Source organism: Pseudomonas sp. WJP1, from assembly GCF_028471945.1.
Classification (GTDB): Bacteria; Pseudomonadota; Gammaproteobacteria; order Pseudomonadales; family Pseudomonadaceae; genus Aquipseudomonas.
In genome coordinates this window covers 1,475,910-1,492,055 of record NZ_CP110128.1, presented here as the reverse complement: position 1 = coordinate 1,492,055, position 16,146 = coordinate 1,475,910, and the positions used below count along the sequence as shown (strand labels likewise).

Sequence of the window (16,146 nt, the reverse complement as noted above, 5' to 3'; positions counted from 1 at the left end):
ATTGCTGCGATTTAGGCTTAACCGTGGTGGCTGACCACGGTCTTGGTGATGCTGAACTCATCCAGAGCGAGGAGGCCTTTTTCACGTCCGTGCCCGCTTTTGCGAATACCACCGAACGGCAGCTCGACGCCGCCACCCGCGCCATAGCAATTGATGAAGACTTGTCCGCCTTCCAGGCGTTTGGCCATGCGTTGCTGACGAGCGCCGTTTTCGCTCCAGATCGAGGCCACAAGGCCATAGTCAGTACCGTTGGCCAGGGCCACGGCATCGTCCTCATCATCAAACGGCAGCGCTGCCAGCACTGGGCCGAACACTTCCTCGAGCGCAAGCTTATGGTCGCGCGGGACAGGGCCGAACAAGGTGGGACGCACGTAGTACCCGCCTTCTGGAAGATCGCTGTCCATGGTGCCTTCAGCAATCACCGGCAGATCGGAGTCCTTGCACTCCTTGATGAACTGATTTACCCGACCAAACTGGGCTTTGGTGATGATAGGGCCGCAGTCAGGAGAAGTCTCAGGCAGACCGACACGCACTTCACGGAACTTGGCAGCGACTCGCGAGATGACCTCGTCATACACCTCTTTCTGAATTAGGACGCGGCTACCAGCGGAGCAAGTCTGGCCAGCGTTCTGGATGATCGCGCCAACGATGACCGGCACTGCCTTATCAAGATCAGCATCGGCGAATACGACTTGCGGGCATTTACCGCCCAGCTCCAGGACGCATTTGACATGGTTGGCAGCTGCAGCGGTCTGAATGGCTACACCAACATCAGGGGATCCAGTAAAGGTGATCAGATTGATGCCCGGATGACCTGCCAATGCAGCACCTGCCTCTCGGCCATATCCAGTGACGATGTTAAGGACACCAGCTGGCAACCCTGCTTCTGCAGCAATCTCGGCGAAGCGAAGAGAAGTCATGCAGGCGTCTTCGGCTGGCTTCACGATCGATGCGTTACCCATTGCCAGGGCCGGCGCGATGGTGCGACCGAGCATTTGTGCTGGGTAGTTCCATGGAATGATGTGGCCAACCACACCGCAGGCTTCTCTGACCACACTGACGGTGTAACCAGAAAGGTACGGAATGACTTCGCCGTGAACTTTATCGGCAGCACCACCATAAAACTCGAAATATCGTGCCAGTGCTTCAATATCCTTGCGAGCCAAGCCAAGGGGCTTGCCGGTGTCCTTGGCTTCGATCTCAGCCAGCTCCTCGATGTTTTCCAGCACGCCGCTGCCGATACGCACCAGGATACGGCCACGTTCAGTAGCGCTCATCCGGCCCCAGTCACCATTGACCGCACTGCGTGCTGCTTTAACTGCTAGGTCTATGTCTTCAGGCATGCCACGGGCAATTTCCGCATAAGCCTCGCCAGTTACAGGAGAGTAGACAGGAATGCTTTGTCCGCCGGTGGCGGGGACTTTGCGGCCGTCGATGTAAAGCGTGCTCATGATTGTGCCTCCATTGGCAGTTGGTAAATTGAGTGGGGGCCAGTCTCACCACTGGTGTTCAGGACAGGTGACAACTCCCCCCGCTCGATGTGCAACACCTGGTCAGGGACATCCTTAAGCAGGCTGCCATTGGATTCCGTGACCACGATGCAGAGATCTGGAAGACGTTGCTGAAGCTGCTTGAGAGCATTGCTGTATTCAGTAGCGAGGGCCGGTGCCAAACCTTGAAAAGGCTCATCCAGCAAGATCAACTTGCTGCCAATCATCAAGGCTCGCCCAAGTGCCGCCATCTTTCCTTGGCCGCCTGACAATGCCGCGCCCGAGCGGTTGAGCATGGGTTTTAGCTGTGCAACGACCTCAAGTGTCATTGCCAGTCGTCCATCAACTTCCCGCTTGCTCATACCTGCTACCTGGCAGGGAAGGCGCAGATTCTCCTCAATCGAAAGGGTTGGAAACATGACGCGTTCTTGGGGCGCGTAGCCAATACCAAGACGTGCACGCCCATGGGCCGGCACATGGGCAAGGTCGACGCCCTCGAACAAAATCTGGCCCTCTTTAGGCTTAACCAGCCCCATAATCGTGCGCAGCAAAGTAGTTTTGCCAGCGCCATTTCGCCCCACCACGGCGATGATGTGTCCTTTATTCAGATCAGCGTGTACGCCTCTCAGGATAGGTACTCGGACGATGTCAGCGCTGACGTTGTCGAGGTGGATCAGGATGTCGTTTTTCATTCGCCTAGTACCTCACGCTGAATGAGCGGGTTGGTCAGTACACTGGCGGGATCACCGTCAGCAGCTATCGCTCCGCTGATCCATGCTGCAACCCGAGTCGCATAACGCTTGACGATATCGACATCGTGCTCCACGAAGATCGCAGTGACCTTCTGATCATCCAGAGCACGCATGAGGATTTCCATCACGCCATGCTTTTCTTCTGTCGACACGCCGCTGGTGGGCTCATCAAGGATCAGCAACTTGGGTTGAAGCATTAGCGACATGCCCACATCCAGCAGCTTGCGTTGCCCCTCAGGAAGGTTGATGCACAGTTCATCTTGTCTGTCGCGCAGGCTGATCAGATCAAGCATCCGATCAATTTCTTTGGCACTACTGCCTCCTGCTAACAGACTCCAGGATGAAAGATTTCCAGCACGCGCCACGGCGGACAACTGCAGGCATTCGCGCACGGTATGCTCAAGGAACAACTGGGGAAGCTGGAAGGATCTCGCCATGCCCTGCTTGACGATTTTCCGTGGCGACTGGCCAGTAATGTCGCGGCCGGAGAGGCTGACGCGCCCCTTGCTCGGTTTGAGCAACCCCGTACAAATATTGATGAAGGTCGTTTTACCCGCACCGTTCTGGCCGATCACTGCCAGGCGCTCACCCTCCTCCAGACTGAAGTTGATGCCATTGGCCACAACCAGACCGCCAAAAGCGAGGGTCAAATCGTGAGTCTGCAAAAGGGCTGTCATGCTGCATCTCCCGCGAGGCGTTTACGACGATTCAATAGCCCGGTGATCCCCTTGGGCAGGAAGTAGATGATCACGATCAGGATGGCACCCAGCACAAGCTGCCATGAACCACTGACCAACGCGGCGGCGTACATTTTTAGGAATTCGTAAAGCAGGGCTCCGACAAACGCGCCGACCGCGTGACCGGCACCACCCAGGATGGCGATGAAGACGAATTCACCAGAGCGAAGCCAGTAGCCCATCTCAGGTGTTACTAGCCCCTGAGAGAGACCAAACAACGCGCCGGACAAGCCGCACAATGAGGCAGACAGAACGTAGCCTTTCCAGAGTACTTTCTTAGCGGAGACACCAAGGTACTCAAGGCGAGTTTCATTTGTCTTGATCGCGGCTAGAGCCTGACCGCCACTGGAGACGAAATACCGCTGGACTCCCCAGATAGCCCCCAGCGAGATGAGGAGCACCAGTACCAGTAATGCTATTTCGAAAGGATCACGACTCAGCTCCGCCCCTAGCAATGTCGGTCTATTGATGCGTAAGCCATCGGTGCCGCCAGTGACAGCGTAGAACTTGCCGAGGATGGTAAACAGCACCATCGAGATGGCAAGGTTAAGCATGCCGAAGAAGATTTCTCGATAGCGAACAACGAAAGCACCGATGAGCATACCCGCGACCACACTTGCCAAGGTACCGAGGGCGATCAGCAAGATCCCATCGGTGCCCGGATACCTATTCCCGACAAAGGCCACTACGTATCCAGAGATGCAGGCATACATGGCATGCCCAAAGGATATTTGCCCGGCCTTCAGAAGAACGACGACCCCTAGAGCGGCCAAGCCGTAGCAGAGCGAGAGAATCAGCGGAATCTTGAGCCAAGGAAATGCCATTGCCAAACCAAGGATGGCAACAACTGCTGCAGTGTTGAGTAGTAGAGAGCGCATCAGATTTTCCTCGCCTGAACGACCGTGAACAAGCCTTGAGGCCTCGCTAGCAAAACCAAAACCATGATCAGATAAGGCATCACTACTTCAAACTCTGGGGCGAGGTATACGCAAAATGAGCGCGACAACCCGATCATCAATGCAGTGATCAAGGCACCAGTGATCTGACCCAGTCCGGCGCTTGCTACGACCGCGAACGACAGCACGATCATGTCGGCGCCGATGCCCGGAACCAGTGAGGTGGTTGGAGAAGCCAACGCGCCGCCTAAAGCCCCCAGAACGGCACCAACGACAAATGTTAGATAGGCTACACGCCGAGCATTGATACCAATTGCTGTCGCCACCTCACGGTCATGAGTAACCGCGATGATTTGCCGCCCCATCAGGGTGCTGTTCAGGAACCACTTAAGCAGGAAATAAACGGCCAAGGCCGCACCAGGGACGAACAGCAACTGGTAGTTCATGTACACCACGCCCAGCAGTTCTGAAGACCCCATCTGGTTGACTACATCAGCCACGAAGTAAGGCTGCGTCCCCCAGATCATCCGCTGCAGATCTTCAAAAATCATGAACGCGCCGAAAGTGACCAAAAGCTGAAGAATCGGATCGCGATCCTGGAATTGCTTAAGCAACAGCATCAGCACTGTCCCCAGCACAATCCCTACAGCAATAGCACCTCCCACCAGCAGGAGCACGGATGCCACTGCCGACTCTGATCCCTGTCCCAACCAAAGTCCTAACGAAGCAGCGCCATATCCGCCGAATGCGTAAAGGCTACCGTGGGCCACATTTAGGATACGCACCACGCCAAAGATAAAGGTCAGTCCTAAAGCCACGAGAAACAACAACCCGGCGTAGGAGACACCATCTAGCAACGCGAGGATGAAAATGTCTGAGCTCATTTTGCTGCACCCACAGGTTGAACCTGATCAAGTAGCGCAGGGGTAACGGTCTTGACCCAATCTGGGGATTTCTCGCCTGGTGGGGTAGTCACCTTGTCTGCCGGAACAATGACAATGTCCTTTAAAACCTTGAACTTGTAATCGGGGCTTGTGGCGGTCACACCGAACAGTTGTGATTCAAGGCCTTGACCATCCTCCGGGCGGATCCGGATCTCGCTAGTCAGGCCTCGGAATTCCAGCCCTTTGAAGGCGTCGGCCAATTGCTCCTCGTTGGGCCATTTTCCGCCATTAGCTTTGATCGCTTTCAAGTAGGCGGCCTTCATACCATCAAGCGCTTGCACCATGTGGTACACCGAGTAGATCGGATAGCTGCCGGTACGCTCATGGTATTTGGCGACAAACGCTTGATGGCGGGCATCTGTGGCGTATTGGGGATTCAGGAAGTAGTGATCACCGCGTGCACCGATAAGCACGCCATCCGGCAGCGTGTTACCGAGCCGCTCAAGCGAGGTTTCACCAAGAGCGAGAAAAAACTGTGATGATTTGAGTAGCCCACGCTGACTGGCTTGGCGGATGAAGGTGTCTAGATCCCCTCCCCAAGATGTGGTCAGCACGACATCAGGACGCAGAACTTGAAGCCTACTGACCTCGGCGGAAAAATCCGAAGCTCCAAATTTTGGGAACAGCTCGGCAACCACCTTTACATCTGGCTTGAGTTGCTTAAGTACAGCACTGAAAATTTCCCACGAGTCTCGGCCCCAAGCGTAATCCTGGTTTACGACTGCAATGGTTTTGAAGTCAGGTTTAACCTTGAGCAGGTAGAGAACGCTGGCAACCATCTCTGTGACCGCGTTCGCCTGGGTGCGAAAAACGTACTTATACGAATGCCCCTCCAGCGCTTTCTCCGTCCCACAGTCCCAGAGGATATTCACGACTTTAAGATCTTCAGCTACAGGCGCAAGCGTGTTGCAGTTGCCGCTGGAGATTGAGGCGATCATCACCTTCGCTCCCTGCTCTTGTACTACCCGTCGGTACTCGGATAACAGCCTATCGCCACCCACCCCCTCATCCACGTAGATAGGGTCAACCTTGACCCCATCAATGCCGCCAGCTGCATTGAGCTCTTCTATATAGAGCTCCGCAGCGGCCTTTGCCGGCATTCCAAACACCGAGGCCGAGCCTGACATGAATGTGGTGATACCAATTTTGACGGAGTCGGGCTTATCGCCCTCGGCGAACGCTGGCAGCGTAGAAAGACCCATCACAGCACTGGTGAGGATCCGCGCGCACATCAACTTGAGTTTTGATTGGGACATGGGGGGGGCATCTCTATCGGCTTTTGTTTTTTTTATGAAGCTATGTACCGAGGATGCGCCGGGTAGCCCGTTTAGGGAATTTGCAATTTGGTAAGAGGGCGTTAAGCAAAGCCAAACGCGCCCCGATACCCCGCATATGCAACGGCTCCCAGCGCCTACAGGGGTATCAGGCTGATTAACATGCCCAAGATTAGGAGTGGATTGAGTCAGAAGAAATCGCAATCAGTGAGATTTTCCCCACTGCATTCATGGGTAATTAATACCGGCTTACGTAAATGTTGATTCGCCGTGATCGGGCTGATGCGTACTGTGACGTCCTGCTTCTAGACAAAAATAAACCATAAGAGGCGAGTCGATCATGACCACCGATATTGCTGTGCCAATAGCCCCTGAACTGGGTGCGAACTTCAAAGCCGCCATGCGCCGATTGGCCGCCACAGTTACGATCATCACTGCCAAGGATGGTGAACCGTCCTGATCTAACTTGTTGCTCACGATGGCGGTCTCGCAGGCAATAAGGATGTGAATATGCGACCGTCATCGCGAGCAGGCTCGCTCCTACAGGGTTTTCGGTACCCCAACGAATGTGAACGATCTCAGCAGAGCACCCCAACCATGACCCAAAACATCTACGACAACCCCGATTTCTTCCAGGGCTACAGTCAAATGGCCCGCTCCATCAACGGCCTGGATGCCGCACCGGAATGGCCTGCGCTGAAGGCGATGTTGTCGCCGATGCAAGGCTTGAAGGTGGTGGACCTCGGTTGCGGTTACGGCTGGTTTTGCCGTTGGGCCAGTGAGCAAGGTGCCCACAGCGTGCTGGGCCTGGACGTTTCGCAGAAAATGCTTGATCGGGCTGGCAGCACAACGTCCGCCACCAATATCCGCTACGAACGCGCAGACCTCGAACAGCTCAATCTACCGGCAAGCAGTTTCGACCTGGCCTACAGCTCTCTTGCGCTGCATTACATCAAGGACTTGCCGGGGCTGTTCGCGACTATCCACGCAGCGCTCAAACCTGGCTCGCTGTTTGTGTTTTCCATCGAGCACCCGATTTTCATGGCGCCGCGCAATCCCGGCTGGACCACCGATGCCGAGGGCCGCAAGAGCTGGCCGGTGGATAGCTATCAACTGGAAGGTGAGCGCGTAACCAACTGGCTGGCGGACGGCGTGATCAAGCAGCACCGTACCGTTGGCACGTTATTCAACAGTCTGATTGGCGCCGGTTTCAGCATCCGGCATGTCAATGAATGGGGACCGACGGACGCCGAGGTCCAAGCGCAACCGGCATTGGCCGAAGAGCGGGAACGGCCGATGATGATGTTGGTCGGTGTTCAGCGCTGATTGATCAAGCCATGGGACAGATGACGCTCGGCGTGACCTGTCCCAGTTCGCATCAGCGCGTCGCCACAAGAAACAAACGCGGGAACGGTAGCAATACCGAGCCATCGGCCAATGCCGGATAGGCTTGTTCAATTGCAGCCTGATATTGCTTCAGAAACTGCACGCGTTCAGCCTCATCCAACGGTTCGAGGAACGGCCGCAACCCGCTGCCCTTGAACCACTCCACCACACCCGACGCGCCGCCCGCCAGCGGATGATAATAAGTGGTGCGCCATACATCGACGCGGGTGCAACAGGCTTTCAACATCGAGTAATAAACGCTGGCATCGGCCATTTCCGTCCTCTGTCCGGCGACTTCGGCAAGCTTGCCCGCCCAGGGACCGTCAGCCGCCACTTCGCGCATCAAGCGGTGCGAAGGTTGGTTGAGGTTGTCCGGCATCTGGATCGCCAGGCTGCCACCGGGCACGAGTTTGCTCACCAGCGCCGGCAGCAACGTTGCGTGATCGGGTACCCATTGCAGCACCGCGTTGGCAAAAATCACGTCGAACGGGCCACTGTCATTCCAGGTGTCTATGTCAGCGACATCGAAGCGCACCTGCGGCAGGCGCTTGCGCGCGGCCTCGATCATGTCGGTCGAACTGTCCAGCCCACGTACGGTTGCGTCGGCAAAACGTTCCACCAGCAACTCGGTCGAGTTACCCGGACCGCAACCGATGTCGATGGCCGAGCGCACTGTCCCGGCGGGTATGGCGGCCAGCAGGTCGCGGGCTGGGCGGGTGCGTTCATCTTCAAAAGCGACGTATTGTTTGGCGGACCAACTCATTGCGTTCTCCTGTCGGTGCATTGTTCAGCCGTAAGCCAACGACCGGATTGCTACGATACTACCGACGGCAGGTTTTGCTCTATTCCACCTTTGGCGCGAAAACTCCTGTGGGAGTGAGCCTGCTTGCGATGGCGATTGTACAGCCAACATCGCCGCTGGCTGACATGACGCTATCGCGAGCAGGCTCGCTCCCACAGGTTTTGCACCTTGACTGATCGATGTCAGGTTCTATTGGGCAGATTTTTGTAACCGGCCAATATTCTCAATCGTAGTAGCCGACAGTCTTCTTCAAATGATCTGAATATTCGTAAATGTCATCAACGGAACCTATCGCGTGCCGGGTTTCATTCTTCTCTTCGTCAAATATGCCGATATATTTCTGCGAACGATTGAAGTGCAGACGACAGATCGGTTTTCGGTTGTTGTCGTCAAGCAGGATACCGAAGTAACTCTGGGTGTCGCGTTGAACAATCCGCTTCGCATCGACAACAGACCGGACCACAGCACGGACGATGTGGTATCCCTCAAGCTCTTCCAACGTCGTCAGTACCTTGTCCCCTGATTCCTCTCGAGCATCGGGTTGTTCAGTGTCACCAGTGGCGACCGGTATAGAAGCCAACGCAGGCTGGATTGCGCCACTCATTGCTGACTTGAGCCTGTCATTGATTTGATCGTTGAGAAACTGCACTACGGCCTTTCTCGTCAGTTCATGGAATTGCTCGCGGACTTTCTGGGTGATTACCCCGTCGTAAACCCGCGAAGCAAACACCTTCACAAAATCGTCGTCCGGCTTGCTTACCTGAGAAGCGATCACTTTTTTAATTTGGCTGACGTATTTCAACTCACCTGCTGCGCTAATGATCGACTCCACATCGAACGCCGATTTGGTGAGCTTCACCAGTTCGGGGACCGAGTACTCGTCGATGTCCAACAGGTCGAGTTCGAGAAACGGCTTCTCATCCATCTTGTTCGGCGCGTCCAGGTCGGTGAAAAACTTGTAGACCTGTCCATTGGTGAGAATCGAGATTCGGGCGCTGGTGACATGGAAATAGCGAAACAGCTGGGAGGCATGATTGATGTGCAGCGGCTCACCAATTTTTTTGCACTCGATGAGGATCTGAACCTCGCCCGCCTTCATGATTGCGTAGTCAATTTTCTCCCCTTTCTTCGTTCCAATATCGCAAACAAATTCAGGTGTCACTTCGGTCGGATCGAAAACATCGTAGCCCAGTACCGTGCTGATAAACGGCATCACAAAAGCATTTTTGGTTGCCTCTTCCGTCTGGATGGCTGCGCCCTGTAAACGAACTTTGGCAGCGAGACTTGCTAATTTTTCGAAGAATTCCATGAGGAGCCTCTTATCCGGTTTCTATCCGTGTGAACACATGCTGGCAAATTGACTGCCACTGATACTAGTCACAAACCGGCACAAAGGAAGATTCCCACCCAGATTTAAGACATTGCCTACCTCCGTGCTTAATGAGCCGCAATGTGAGCCGAATTTTCATCGCGCCACCGATGTCTGAACTTCAGGTTCATCCCCAATAAGGAAAACGGCCATGAAATTCGCACAAATCGCCCAGAAACTCGCCCTCTGGACCGGCAGTCCCACGACTTTCCTGGGCGCGATCATCCTGATTTTAGTGTGGGGGTTGAGTGGGCCGGTTTTCGGTTTCAACGACACCTGGCAGCTGGTCATCAACACCTCGACCACCATCATCACCTTCCTGATGGTGTTCCTGATCCAGAACACGCAGAACCGTGACACGGACATTCTGCACCTGAAGGTCGATGAGTTGCTGCGAGTGACGAAGGAGGCGCAGAACGCGATGCTGGGGCTCGAGGCGCTGGACCTCAAGGAACTGGAAGCCTTGAGAAAGCACTACCGCAGCCTTGGCGAAGGCCAGACCATTTCCATTGATGGCACCGTGGTGCAGGAGAAAGGCAAGCAGGATCTGAATGAATGCTGATCGATATAGTACGCGGGTGACCGTCAGTCACCCGCGCAGGGTCAGCGACTGGCCTGCAGCGCCCTGGCCATTTGCAGGTGATTCTGCAATTTAGGCAGAGTCTCTTCAGCGAACGCCTTGATTTGCGGCACGTCGGTGGTCTGGGCCGTTTGCTCCAGCTGCTCGATGGCTTCCTCGGTGGTCTTGACCTGGCTGGCCGCGTAGGCCTGGTCGAAGGTCGCGCCGTCCATGACTTGCGGCATCAGGGCCTTGGCCTTTTCCATCACCTCTTCGCGCGGAGCCACCGGCAAGTCCAGTTGCTTGGCGATTTTTGCCAGGTGCTGGTTGGCGGTCGTGCGGTCGTTGATCACGACGATGGTGTAGTCCTTGACCTCTTTGGATTCGGACTTCTGGTGCGCCAGGCGACTGGCTTCGATGTCGGCGATGCCCTTGGCCGATGCATCGTTGATGAATTCGGTGGGTGTCTGGGCGAAGGCACTGTTGGCGCACAGGCCCAGTAACGCGGCCAGGCCGCAGTTGCGTAATCGGGTGGCCATAGGGTTCATGGTCGCGCCCTCCTCAGTAAAAATTCAAACGGGAGCTTTCGCTCCCGCTTCTCAATCAAAACCACCTACATCCATTACTTGGATTTCTGCCCGGGTTTGCGGCCCATCTCGGATTTCGAGGAGTCTTTGTCAACCGTCGTGGTCGTGGTTTTCCCACCTTTACGACCGGCTTCAGACGTCTTCGTTCGATCGTTGGCATGTCCCGAGTTCGAGTTTCTTGAGTTAGGCATGATTCTCTACCTCTTGATGATGAACGCGGCGAGCCGTCGCCCGCATAGATTCTGAATTTCCACGCGCCAAAAGGTTTAGAAAAGCTGAAATCGCCGCGACGAACGGTGACGATGTACTCAGACGAGCCGCAGGTGTTGCTCGCGCTTGGCGGTGTACATCGCCTCGTCGGCGTGCCTGAACAGCTGGCTTTCTTCGGTCCCGTGCTCAGGGTACTGGGCGACGCCGATGCTCGGCTGGATGTGCAGGCTATGCCCGTCCAGGCGCATGGGAGCCGACAGTACCTGGCGAATTTTCCCGGCCACGCAGTCGGCATCGCCCGAGGCGTGGATGCTGTGCAGCAACACCACGAACTCGTCACCGCCAATACGCGCCACCGTGTCGGTTTCGCGCACGCAGCCCTTGAGCCGGTTGGCCACGGTTTGCAGCAACATGTCGCCGACTGCATGACCGTGGGTGTCGTTGACTTCCTTGAATCGGTCAAGATCGACGTACAACAGGGCCATGCGTCCGTGGTCTTCCCGCGCCGAGTCCAGGGCCCGCTTCAGCCGGTCACGCAACAGTTCGCGGTTGGGCAGCTGGGTCAACTGGTCGTATTGGGCCATGTGCTGCAGGCGCGTGTGCAACTGCTTGCGCTCGATAGCCGTCGCGACTTGCGCGCAAACATATTGCAGCAACTCCTTGTCCCGCTCGGTGTAACGCTCGCCTCCCGGCACGCTTTTGACGATCAGGGCACCAATCGTGCCGTTTTGCGAGTTCAGCGGCACACCCAACCAGCACGGCGAATGCTGCCCGCTGACCAGCGCCTCGAACTCCGAGGGCAGGTCGCTCTGGTCCGGCGTCAGCAGGATCGGCAGGCCGTTGTGGATCACCTCCGCGCACAGGCGCGCGGTGATGGTCCCGGGCTGTTCGGGGTGCGGCTCGTGGTCGTCGACGTGATAGGGAAAATTCAGCTGCGCACACTGCTCGTCATACAGCGCCACGGAAAAATTCAACGCCGGTAACCATTCGCCGATGATCAGGTGGATACGTTTGAACAACGCCAGCAAGTCTTCCGCCGCATGGGCCGCTTCGGAAATCGCATACAACGCCGCTTGTCGGGATTCGGCCAGCTTGCGCTCGGTAATGTCGTGGGCCACAGCGATGCGCAGCTGATCGACCTCTGACCAACGCGCCGACCACAGGATATTGACCACCCGGCCGTCCTTGCGCAGGTAGCGGTTTTCGAAATTGAGCTTGGGCTCGCCGTCCATGATGTCCTTCGCGGCGTCGAGGGTGCGCTGGCGATCGGCCGGGTGCACCAGGTCGATCATTGGCCGGCCAATCAGCTCGTCGGGGGTGTAGCCGAAAATGCGCTCGCACGCCGCGCTGACAAAGACGAAGCGCCCTTGTTTGTCGACCGCGCAAACGGCGTCCAGCAGGAGGTCAATGTAGCTCGCCAACGGTGCGGAGTTTGTGCTGGTCATGGTGCCTGCAGCCATTAAGAACCCTCCCTGACCGAGTGCCGACGTGTCCTTCGATCCGCGTCAAGCCTTGTTCGTCACCAGCCCCGGCAGCGCATGCGCCAAGGCGTTGATGGCGAAGCCGATGAACATCAGCCCGCACAATCGGGTGATTGCCAGTTCATGGCGTTGATACAAGGTGCGTACCTGGCGCGCGCCGACGATGCCGATGAGGATAGCGTAGGCCAGCAGGCCACCGACGAAGCTCAAGACGATCAGCCACGGCAGCATCGACCAGGTCAGCAACTCTGCCCGGCTGGACAATAGCGCAGTGAAGGTGGCCACAGCCACCGGGTAGGCTTTCGGATTGGTCAGGCCGAACAGGATGCCGTGCCAGAATGGCTGTCGCGCAGGCCCCTGCGGCGCCTCGCCAACCCTCTGACGCGCCCGCACCGCACGCCAGCCGAGCCAGAACAGGTAGAGCCCGCTGAGCACGCCCAGCACATCGAAGGCCGTGCTGCCGATTTCCCGCGCACCGACGATGGCTATCAGCGCGGTACTGCACCAGACCACGTCCCCCAACAAATGCCCGCAGAGAAACCCCGCCCCCGCCCGTCGTCCGTGGGCGGCGCCGATGCCGAACACCGCCAATACCCCCGGCCCAGGCGTGATGCCATAGATGAAGCCCGAGGCGAGAACGGCCATTAACAGGGATGGGGTCATGGGAAGTCCTTTTGAGCTGTCTGGGTGAATGGGCGCCAGTCTATATCAGCTGAGGCTCGCTCGATTTGCGCATTCAGCCAATTCAACGCCTGGTCCCCTCCCCGGCGCTTGTGCCAGACCAAAACAAAGGTAAACGACGGAATCTCAAACGGCGGCGGCAGGACAATCAATGACTGCTCATCGATATCGCGCAAGGCCCGGGAAGCGACCGTGAGAATCAGGTCGGTGCCGCTGATGAATTCAGGGGCCACGCTCCAGTGCGGCAGGCTGATCGCGACGCGCCGGCGTTCACGCAAGGCTGTCAGGGCCCGCTCGATTTCCGGGGTACCGCTGCCGCGCATTTCCAGCAGCACGTGGGGGCGCGAAAGGTAGGTAGGCAGGTCGAGGACGCCGTCGTCGGGCAGGCTTTGGTGGTCTACCAGGCAGGCGTAATGCTCCTCGAATAGCGCCGTGCTGCGCAGTTCGTTGGGCATTTCCGGAAACACCCCGGCGGCGACATCGATATCACCGTTGAGCACCCCTTCGAGCATGCCTTCACGGCTGGCGTGGCTTATTTGCAGGTCGATGCCCGGCGCTTCGCGACGCAGTGTGCGGATCAATCCCGGCAGGACGATGGCGGCGCCGTAGTCAGACATCGCCAGGCGAAAGCTGCGTTTGGCCGTGGCCGGCTCGAAGGCGTTGGGCGCGAGCAGCGATTGCACCTGGGCCAGGACTTCGCCCAGCGGGGCCATCAGCTCCAGCGCTCGCGGGGTTGGCACAAGGCTGGCGCCGGCGCGCACCAGCAACGGATCACCGAGCAGATCGCGCAAGCGCGCCAGAGCATGGCTGACGGCAGGTTGGCTCAGGTGCAGGCGCTCTGCCGCGCGAGTGACGTGTTGTTCGTTGAGCAAGGCGTCGAGGATCACCAACAGGTTGAGATCGATGCGCCGTAGATCATTCATCTGATGCATGCTCTGGATAACAAAACGGAATTTAAATCTGCGCGATGAATACTCTAGAGTCCAGCAAAACCTGTTGGAGAATGAATATGAGTACGTTGCACGCAATCGGCCTGCTATTGCTGGCGGTGATTGCCGGGGCGGTGGTGCCCTTTCAGAGCGCGATCAACTTCAACCTCGGGCGCGGTTTGGGTCATCCGTTGTGGGCGACCCTCGCTTCATTGGTGGTGAGCATTGTGGTGTTGTTGCCGATCATGTTGGCGATGCGCTTGCCATTGCCGTCGCTGGCGTTCATCGGCAAGGCGCCGATGTGGATGTGGGCCGGTGGTGCTTTTGGAGTCGTTTTCATTTCGTTGGCGGTGATGCTGCTGCCCAGGCTTGGCGCTTCTGGATTCATGGCCCTGGCATTGGCGGGGCAAGTCGTGGCTTCGCTGGTGCTGGATCACTTTGGATGGTTTGGGTTGGAGGAACGGCAAATCACCTTGCCGCGATTGGCTGGAGCGGTGTTGCTGATTGGCGGGGTGGTGTTGATTCAGTTGGGTGATTCGGCAGGAAAAGCGATCACGGCAACGTCTTGATCGCAGCCTGCGGCAGCTCCTACAAGGGTTCGTGGTCCTTGAGGGAGCTGCCGTAGCCTGCGAACCCTTAGAACTTGTCCAGCGTGCGCAGCTTCTGCGGCAAGCCCCACAACAGCAACGCAACAGCGATCAGCGCGCAGACACCAATCACATACAGCGCCGGTGTGGTGCTGCCGGTCAGGTCCTTGATCCGTCCGACCATGACCGGGCTGACGATGCCCCCGAACTGCCCCAGGGTGTTGATCACCGCGATCCCGCCCGCGGCACCCGCGCCGGCACCGGCCAGCAGTTTAGGCGGCAGGGTCCAGAAGCTCGGGATGGAGGCGATGATGCCGGCGCCGAGCAAGCCCAGTGCGACGATCAGGAAGGTCGTGTGGTTAGCGAAGATCCCGGCACAGAAGAAACCAATCGCACCAACGGCGACAAGGCCGGCGACAAACTTGCGTCGCTCGCCAGAGGCATCGGACAAGCGCCCGATCACCACCATGCTGATGGCGCCGCAGATGTAAGGGATGGCCGTCAGCAGACCGATCATGACCGGGCTCTCGGTGCCTGCGCTACGGATCAGTTGTGGTGCCCAGAAATTCAGGCCGTAGGACGCCACCTGGATCAGGAAGTAGATCAGGCCCAGGGTCAGGAACCCGGGGATACGCAGCGCGGCGAGCAGCGAGCCGCCACTCTTGTGCGGTTCATGGTGAGCGATGCGGCTGGCCAGCAAGGTTTTCTCCGAGGCTGTCAGCCAATGGGCGTCTTCGATGCGGTCCTTGAGCAAGGTCAGCACCAGCAAGCCGAGGCCGATGCACGGCACGCCGCCGAGCAGGAACAGCCAGTGCCAGCCGCGCATGTCAAGGAAGCCGTCGAGGTGTTGCAGCACCAGCCCGGAGAACGGCGCGCCGACCAGCCCGGCGAAGGCCGATGAAAGGAACAGCATCGAGGTGATGCGCCCGCGGTAATGCTGCGGGAACCACAGCGTCAGGTAGTACAGCACGCCCGGCGCAAAACCCGCCTCCATCGCACCAATCACGAAGCGCAACACGTAGAACTGCCATTCGCTGTTGACGAACACCATCAACGCCGTGGCCAGGCCCCAGGACATCATGATCCGGGCGATCCAGCGTCGCGCGCCGACCTTGTACAGCATCATGTTGCTCGGCACTTCGAAAATCACATAACCGACCACGAACAACCCGGCGCCCAGGCCATAAGCGGTGTCGCTCAGGCTCAGGTCGGTCTGCAGCTGGAACTTGGCGAAGCTGATGTTGATGCGGTCGAAAAACGCGAACAGGTAGCAGACCATGATCAGCGGCATCAATCGCCAGGCGACTTTGCTGACCAGGGCTTTTTCTTCATCGTGGCTAACGGCCGGGCTCGCGCCGGCCTCCAGTGCATTCAGGCTCATTGCGGTTCTCCAGGCGGACTTCCCTTGGGGTGTCCGATTGTTTTTGTTGTCTGGTTAAGGTGCTCAGTGAAGGAGCTCTTT

Annotated in this window: 17 protein-coding genes; 3 read left to right on the top strand and 14 right to left on the bottom strand. The window is 57.5% G+C overall.

All coding sequences use genetic code 11. The annotated features are described in order from the left end of the window. Nucleotides 1–17: 17 nt before the first annotated feature. The 6 genes from OH720_RS06795 to OH720_RS06770 are packed head-to-tail and all read right to left on the bottom strand — an operon-like array spanning nucleotide 18 to nucleotide 6,075. A complete protein-coding gene (locus OH720_RS06795; RefSeq protein ID WP_272605002.1) occupies nucleotides 18–1,451 on the bottom strand; it encodes an aldehyde dehydrogenase family protein in 1,434 nt (477 codons plus the stop codon). Continuing rightward, the gene (locus OH720_RS06790) at nucleotides 1,448–2,182 is read right to left on the bottom strand and encodes an ABC transporter ATP-binding protein (RefSeq protein WP_272605001.1); all 735 of its coding nucleotides are present in this window, start codon (nucleotides 2,180–2,182) and stop codon (nucleotides 1,448–1,450) included. Before OH720_RS06790 ends, OH720_RS06795 begins: the two co-directional genes overlap by 4 nt. Continuing rightward, on the bottom strand, nucleotides 2,179–2,919 hold the full coding sequence (locus tag OH720_RS06785) for an ABC transporter ATP-binding protein (RefSeq protein WP_272605000.1): 741 nt from the start codon (nucleotides 2,917–2,919) through the stop codon (nucleotides 2,179–2,181). The genes OH720_RS06790 and OH720_RS06785 overlap by 4 nt, the downstream gene beginning before the upstream one ends. Further along, entirely contained in the window at nucleotides 2,916–3,857 is a 942-nt protein-coding gene (locus OH720_RS06780) for a branched-chain amino acid ABC transporter permease (protein ID WP_272604999.1), read from the bottom strand. Before OH720_RS06780 ends, OH720_RS06785 begins: the two co-directional genes overlap by 4 nt. Further along, nucleotides 3,857–4,759: a branched-chain amino acid ABC transporter permease gene (locus OH720_RS06775; RefSeq protein ID WP_272604998.1), complete on the bottom strand. Its 903-nt coding sequence runs from the start codon at nucleotides 4,757–4,759 to the stop codon at nucleotides 3,857–3,859. The genes OH720_RS06780 and OH720_RS06775 overlap by 1 nt, the downstream gene beginning before the upstream one ends. After that, nucleotides 4,756–6,075 carry an ABC transporter substrate-binding protein gene (locus tag OH720_RS06770; protein WP_272604997.1) on the bottom strand — a complete coding sequence of 440 codons (1,320 nt, stop codon included), beginning with the start codon at nucleotides 6,073–6,075 and terminating at the stop codon, nucleotides 4,756–4,758. Before OH720_RS06770 ends, OH720_RS06775 begins: the two co-directional genes overlap by 4 nt. Before the next feature lie 615 nt (nucleotides 6,076–6,690). Between OH720_RS06770 and OH720_RS06765 the strand changes: the two genes are divergently transcribed. Next, nucleotides 6,691–7,419, top strand: a complete 729-nt coding sequence (locus OH720_RS06765) for a class I SAM-dependent methyltransferase (RefSeq protein ID WP_272604996.1) — start codon at nucleotides 6,691–6,693, stop codon at nucleotides 7,417–7,419. A 52-nt stretch (nucleotides 7,420–7,471) separates the two neighbouring features. Here OH720_RS06765 and tam read toward each other — a convergent pair whose 3' ends face one another. Both tam and OH720_RS06755 read right to left on the bottom strand, forming a co-directional pair. Then, nucleotides 7,472–8,242, bottom strand: a complete 771-nt coding sequence (tam, locus tag OH720_RS06760; RefSeq protein ID WP_272604995.1) for a trans-aconitate 2-methyltransferase — start codon at nucleotides 8,240–8,242, stop codon at nucleotides 7,472–7,474. A gap of 262 nt (nucleotides 8,243–8,504) precedes the next feature. Then, entirely contained in the window at nucleotides 8,505–9,590 is a 1,086-nt protein-coding gene (locus tag OH720_RS06755) for a type I restriction endonuclease (RefSeq protein WP_272604994.1), read from the bottom strand. 211 nt (nucleotides 9,591–9,801) lie between these two features. On the opposite strand from OH720_RS06755, the gene OH720_RS06750 reads away from it, so the two are divergent. Beyond that, a complete protein-coding gene (locus OH720_RS06750) occupies nucleotides 9,802–10,212 on the top strand; it encodes a low affinity iron permease family protein (RefSeq protein ID WP_272604993.1) in 411 nt (136 codons plus the stop codon). 41 nt (nucleotides 10,213–10,253) lie between these two features. Here OH720_RS06750 and OH720_RS06745 read toward each other — a convergent pair whose 3' ends face one another. The 5 genes from OH720_RS06745 to OH720_RS06725 form a co-directional block, all read right to left on the bottom strand. After that, nucleotides 10,254–10,757 carry a DUF4142 domain-containing protein gene (locus OH720_RS06745; RefSeq protein ID WP_272604992.1) on the bottom strand — a complete coding sequence of 168 codons (504 nt, stop codon included), beginning with the start codon at nucleotides 10,755–10,757 and terminating at the stop codon, nucleotides 10,254–10,256. A 74-nt stretch (nucleotides 10,758–10,831) separates the two neighbouring features. Beyond that, the gene (locus tag OH720_RS06740; protein ID WP_081504815.1) at nucleotides 10,832–10,987 is read right to left on the bottom strand and encodes a stress protein; all 156 of its coding nucleotides are present in this window, start codon (nucleotides 10,985–10,987) and stop codon (nucleotides 10,832–10,834) included. 117 nt (nucleotides 10,988–11,104) lie between these two features. After that, nucleotides 11,105–12,451: a sensor domain-containing protein gene (locus tag OH720_RS06735; RefSeq protein ID WP_272604991.1), complete on the bottom strand. Its 1,347-nt coding sequence runs from the start codon at nucleotides 12,449–12,451 to the stop codon at nucleotides 11,105–11,107. Between the two features lie 60 nt (nucleotides 12,452–12,511). Continuing rightward, nucleotides 12,512–13,150 carry a LysE family translocator gene (locus OH720_RS06730; RefSeq protein ID WP_008059408.1) on the bottom strand — a complete coding sequence of 213 codons (639 nt, stop codon included), beginning with the start codon at nucleotides 13,148–13,150 and terminating at the stop codon, nucleotides 12,512–12,514. Then, on the bottom strand, nucleotides 13,147–14,100 hold the full coding sequence (locus OH720_RS06725; protein ID WP_272604990.1) for a LysR family transcriptional regulator: 954 nt from the start codon (nucleotides 14,098–14,100) through the stop codon (nucleotides 13,147–13,149). Before OH720_RS06725 ends, OH720_RS06730 begins: the two co-directional genes overlap by 4 nt. A 77-nt stretch (nucleotides 14,101–14,177) precedes the next feature. Between OH720_RS06725 and OH720_RS06720 the strand changes: the two genes are divergently transcribed. Beyond that, entirely contained in the window at nucleotides 14,178–14,666 is a 489-nt protein-coding gene (locus tag OH720_RS06720; protein WP_272604989.1) for a DMT family transporter, read from the top strand. A 67-nt stretch (nucleotides 14,667–14,733) separates the two neighbouring features. On the opposite strand, the gene OH720_RS06715 is transcribed toward OH720_RS06720, so the two are convergent. After that, nucleotides 14,734–16,065, bottom strand: a complete 1,332-nt coding sequence (locus OH720_RS06715) for an MFS transporter (protein WP_180203077.1) — start codon at nucleotides 16,063–16,065, stop codon at nucleotides 14,734–14,736. Between the last annotated feature and the right edge of the window lie 81 nt (nucleotides 16,066–16,146).

What these genes read in the sequence shown, in the direction of transcription:
- OH720_RS06795 (WP_272605002.1), bottom strand. Translation starts at nt 1,451, where the DNA reads ATGAGCACGCTTTACATCGACGGCCGCAAAGTCCCCGCCACCGGCGGA.
- OH720_RS06790 (WP_272605001.1), bottom strand. Translation starts at nt 2,182, where the DNA reads ATGAAAAACGACATCCTGATCCACCTCGACAACGTCAGCGCTGACATC.
- OH720_RS06785 (WP_272605000.1), bottom strand. Translation starts at nt 2,919, where the DNA reads ATGACAGCCCTTTTGCAGACTCACGATTTGACCCTCGCTTTTGGCGGT.
- OH720_RS06780 (WP_272604999.1), bottom strand. Translation starts at nt 3,857, where the DNA reads ATGCGCTCTCTACTACTCAACACTGCAGCAGTTGTTGCCATCCTTGGT.
- OH720_RS06775 (WP_272604998.1), bottom strand. Translation starts at nt 4,759, where the DNA reads ATGAGCTCAGACATTTTCATCCTCGCGTTGCTAGATGGTGTCTCCTAC.
- OH720_RS06770 (WP_272604997.1), bottom strand. Translation starts at nt 6,075, where the DNA reads ATGTCCCAATCAAAACTCAAGTTGATGTGCGCGCGGATCCTCACCAGT.
- OH720_RS06765 (WP_272604996.1), top strand. Translation starts at nt 6,691, where the DNA reads ATGACCCAAAACATCTACGACAACCCCGATTTCTTCCAGGGCTACAGT.
- tam (WP_272604995.1), bottom strand. Translation starts at nt 8,242, where the DNA reads ATGAGTTGGTCCGCCAAACAATACGTCGCTTTTGAAGATGAACGCACC.
- OH720_RS06755 (WP_272604994.1), bottom strand. Translation starts at nt 9,590, where the DNA reads ATGGAATTCTTCGAAAAATTAGCAAGTCTCGCTGCCAAAGTTCGTTTA.
- OH720_RS06750 (WP_272604993.1), top strand. Translation starts at nt 9,802, where the DNA reads ATGAAATTCGCACAAATCGCCCAGAAACTCGCCCTCTGGACCGGCAGT.
- OH720_RS06745 (WP_272604992.1), bottom strand. Translation starts at nt 10,757, where the DNA reads ATGAACCCTATGGCCACCCGATTACGCAACTGCGGCCTGGCCGCGTTA.
- OH720_RS06740 (WP_081504815.1), bottom strand. Translation starts at nt 10,987, where the DNA reads ATGCCTAACTCAAGAAACTCGAACTCGGGACATGCCAACGATCGAACG.
- OH720_RS06735 (WP_272604991.1), bottom strand. Translation starts at nt 12,451, where the DNA reads ATGACCAGCACAAACTCCGCACCGTTGGCGAGCTACATTGACCTCCTG.
- OH720_RS06730 (WP_008059408.1), bottom strand. Translation starts at nt 13,150, where the DNA reads ATGACCCCATCCCTGTTAATGGCCGTTCTCGCCTCGGGCTTCATCTAT.
- OH720_RS06725 (WP_272604990.1), bottom strand. Translation starts at nt 14,100, where the DNA reads ATGCATCAGATGAATGATCTACGGCGCATCGATCTCAACCTGTTGGTG.
- OH720_RS06720 (WP_272604989.1), top strand. Translation starts at nt 14,178, where the DNA reads ATGAGTACGTTGCACGCAATCGGCCTGCTATTGCTGGCGGTGATTGCC.
- OH720_RS06715 (WP_180203077.1), bottom strand. Translation starts at nt 16,065, where the DNA reads ATGAGCCTGAATGCACTGGAGGCCGGCGCGAGCCCGGCCGTTAGCCAC.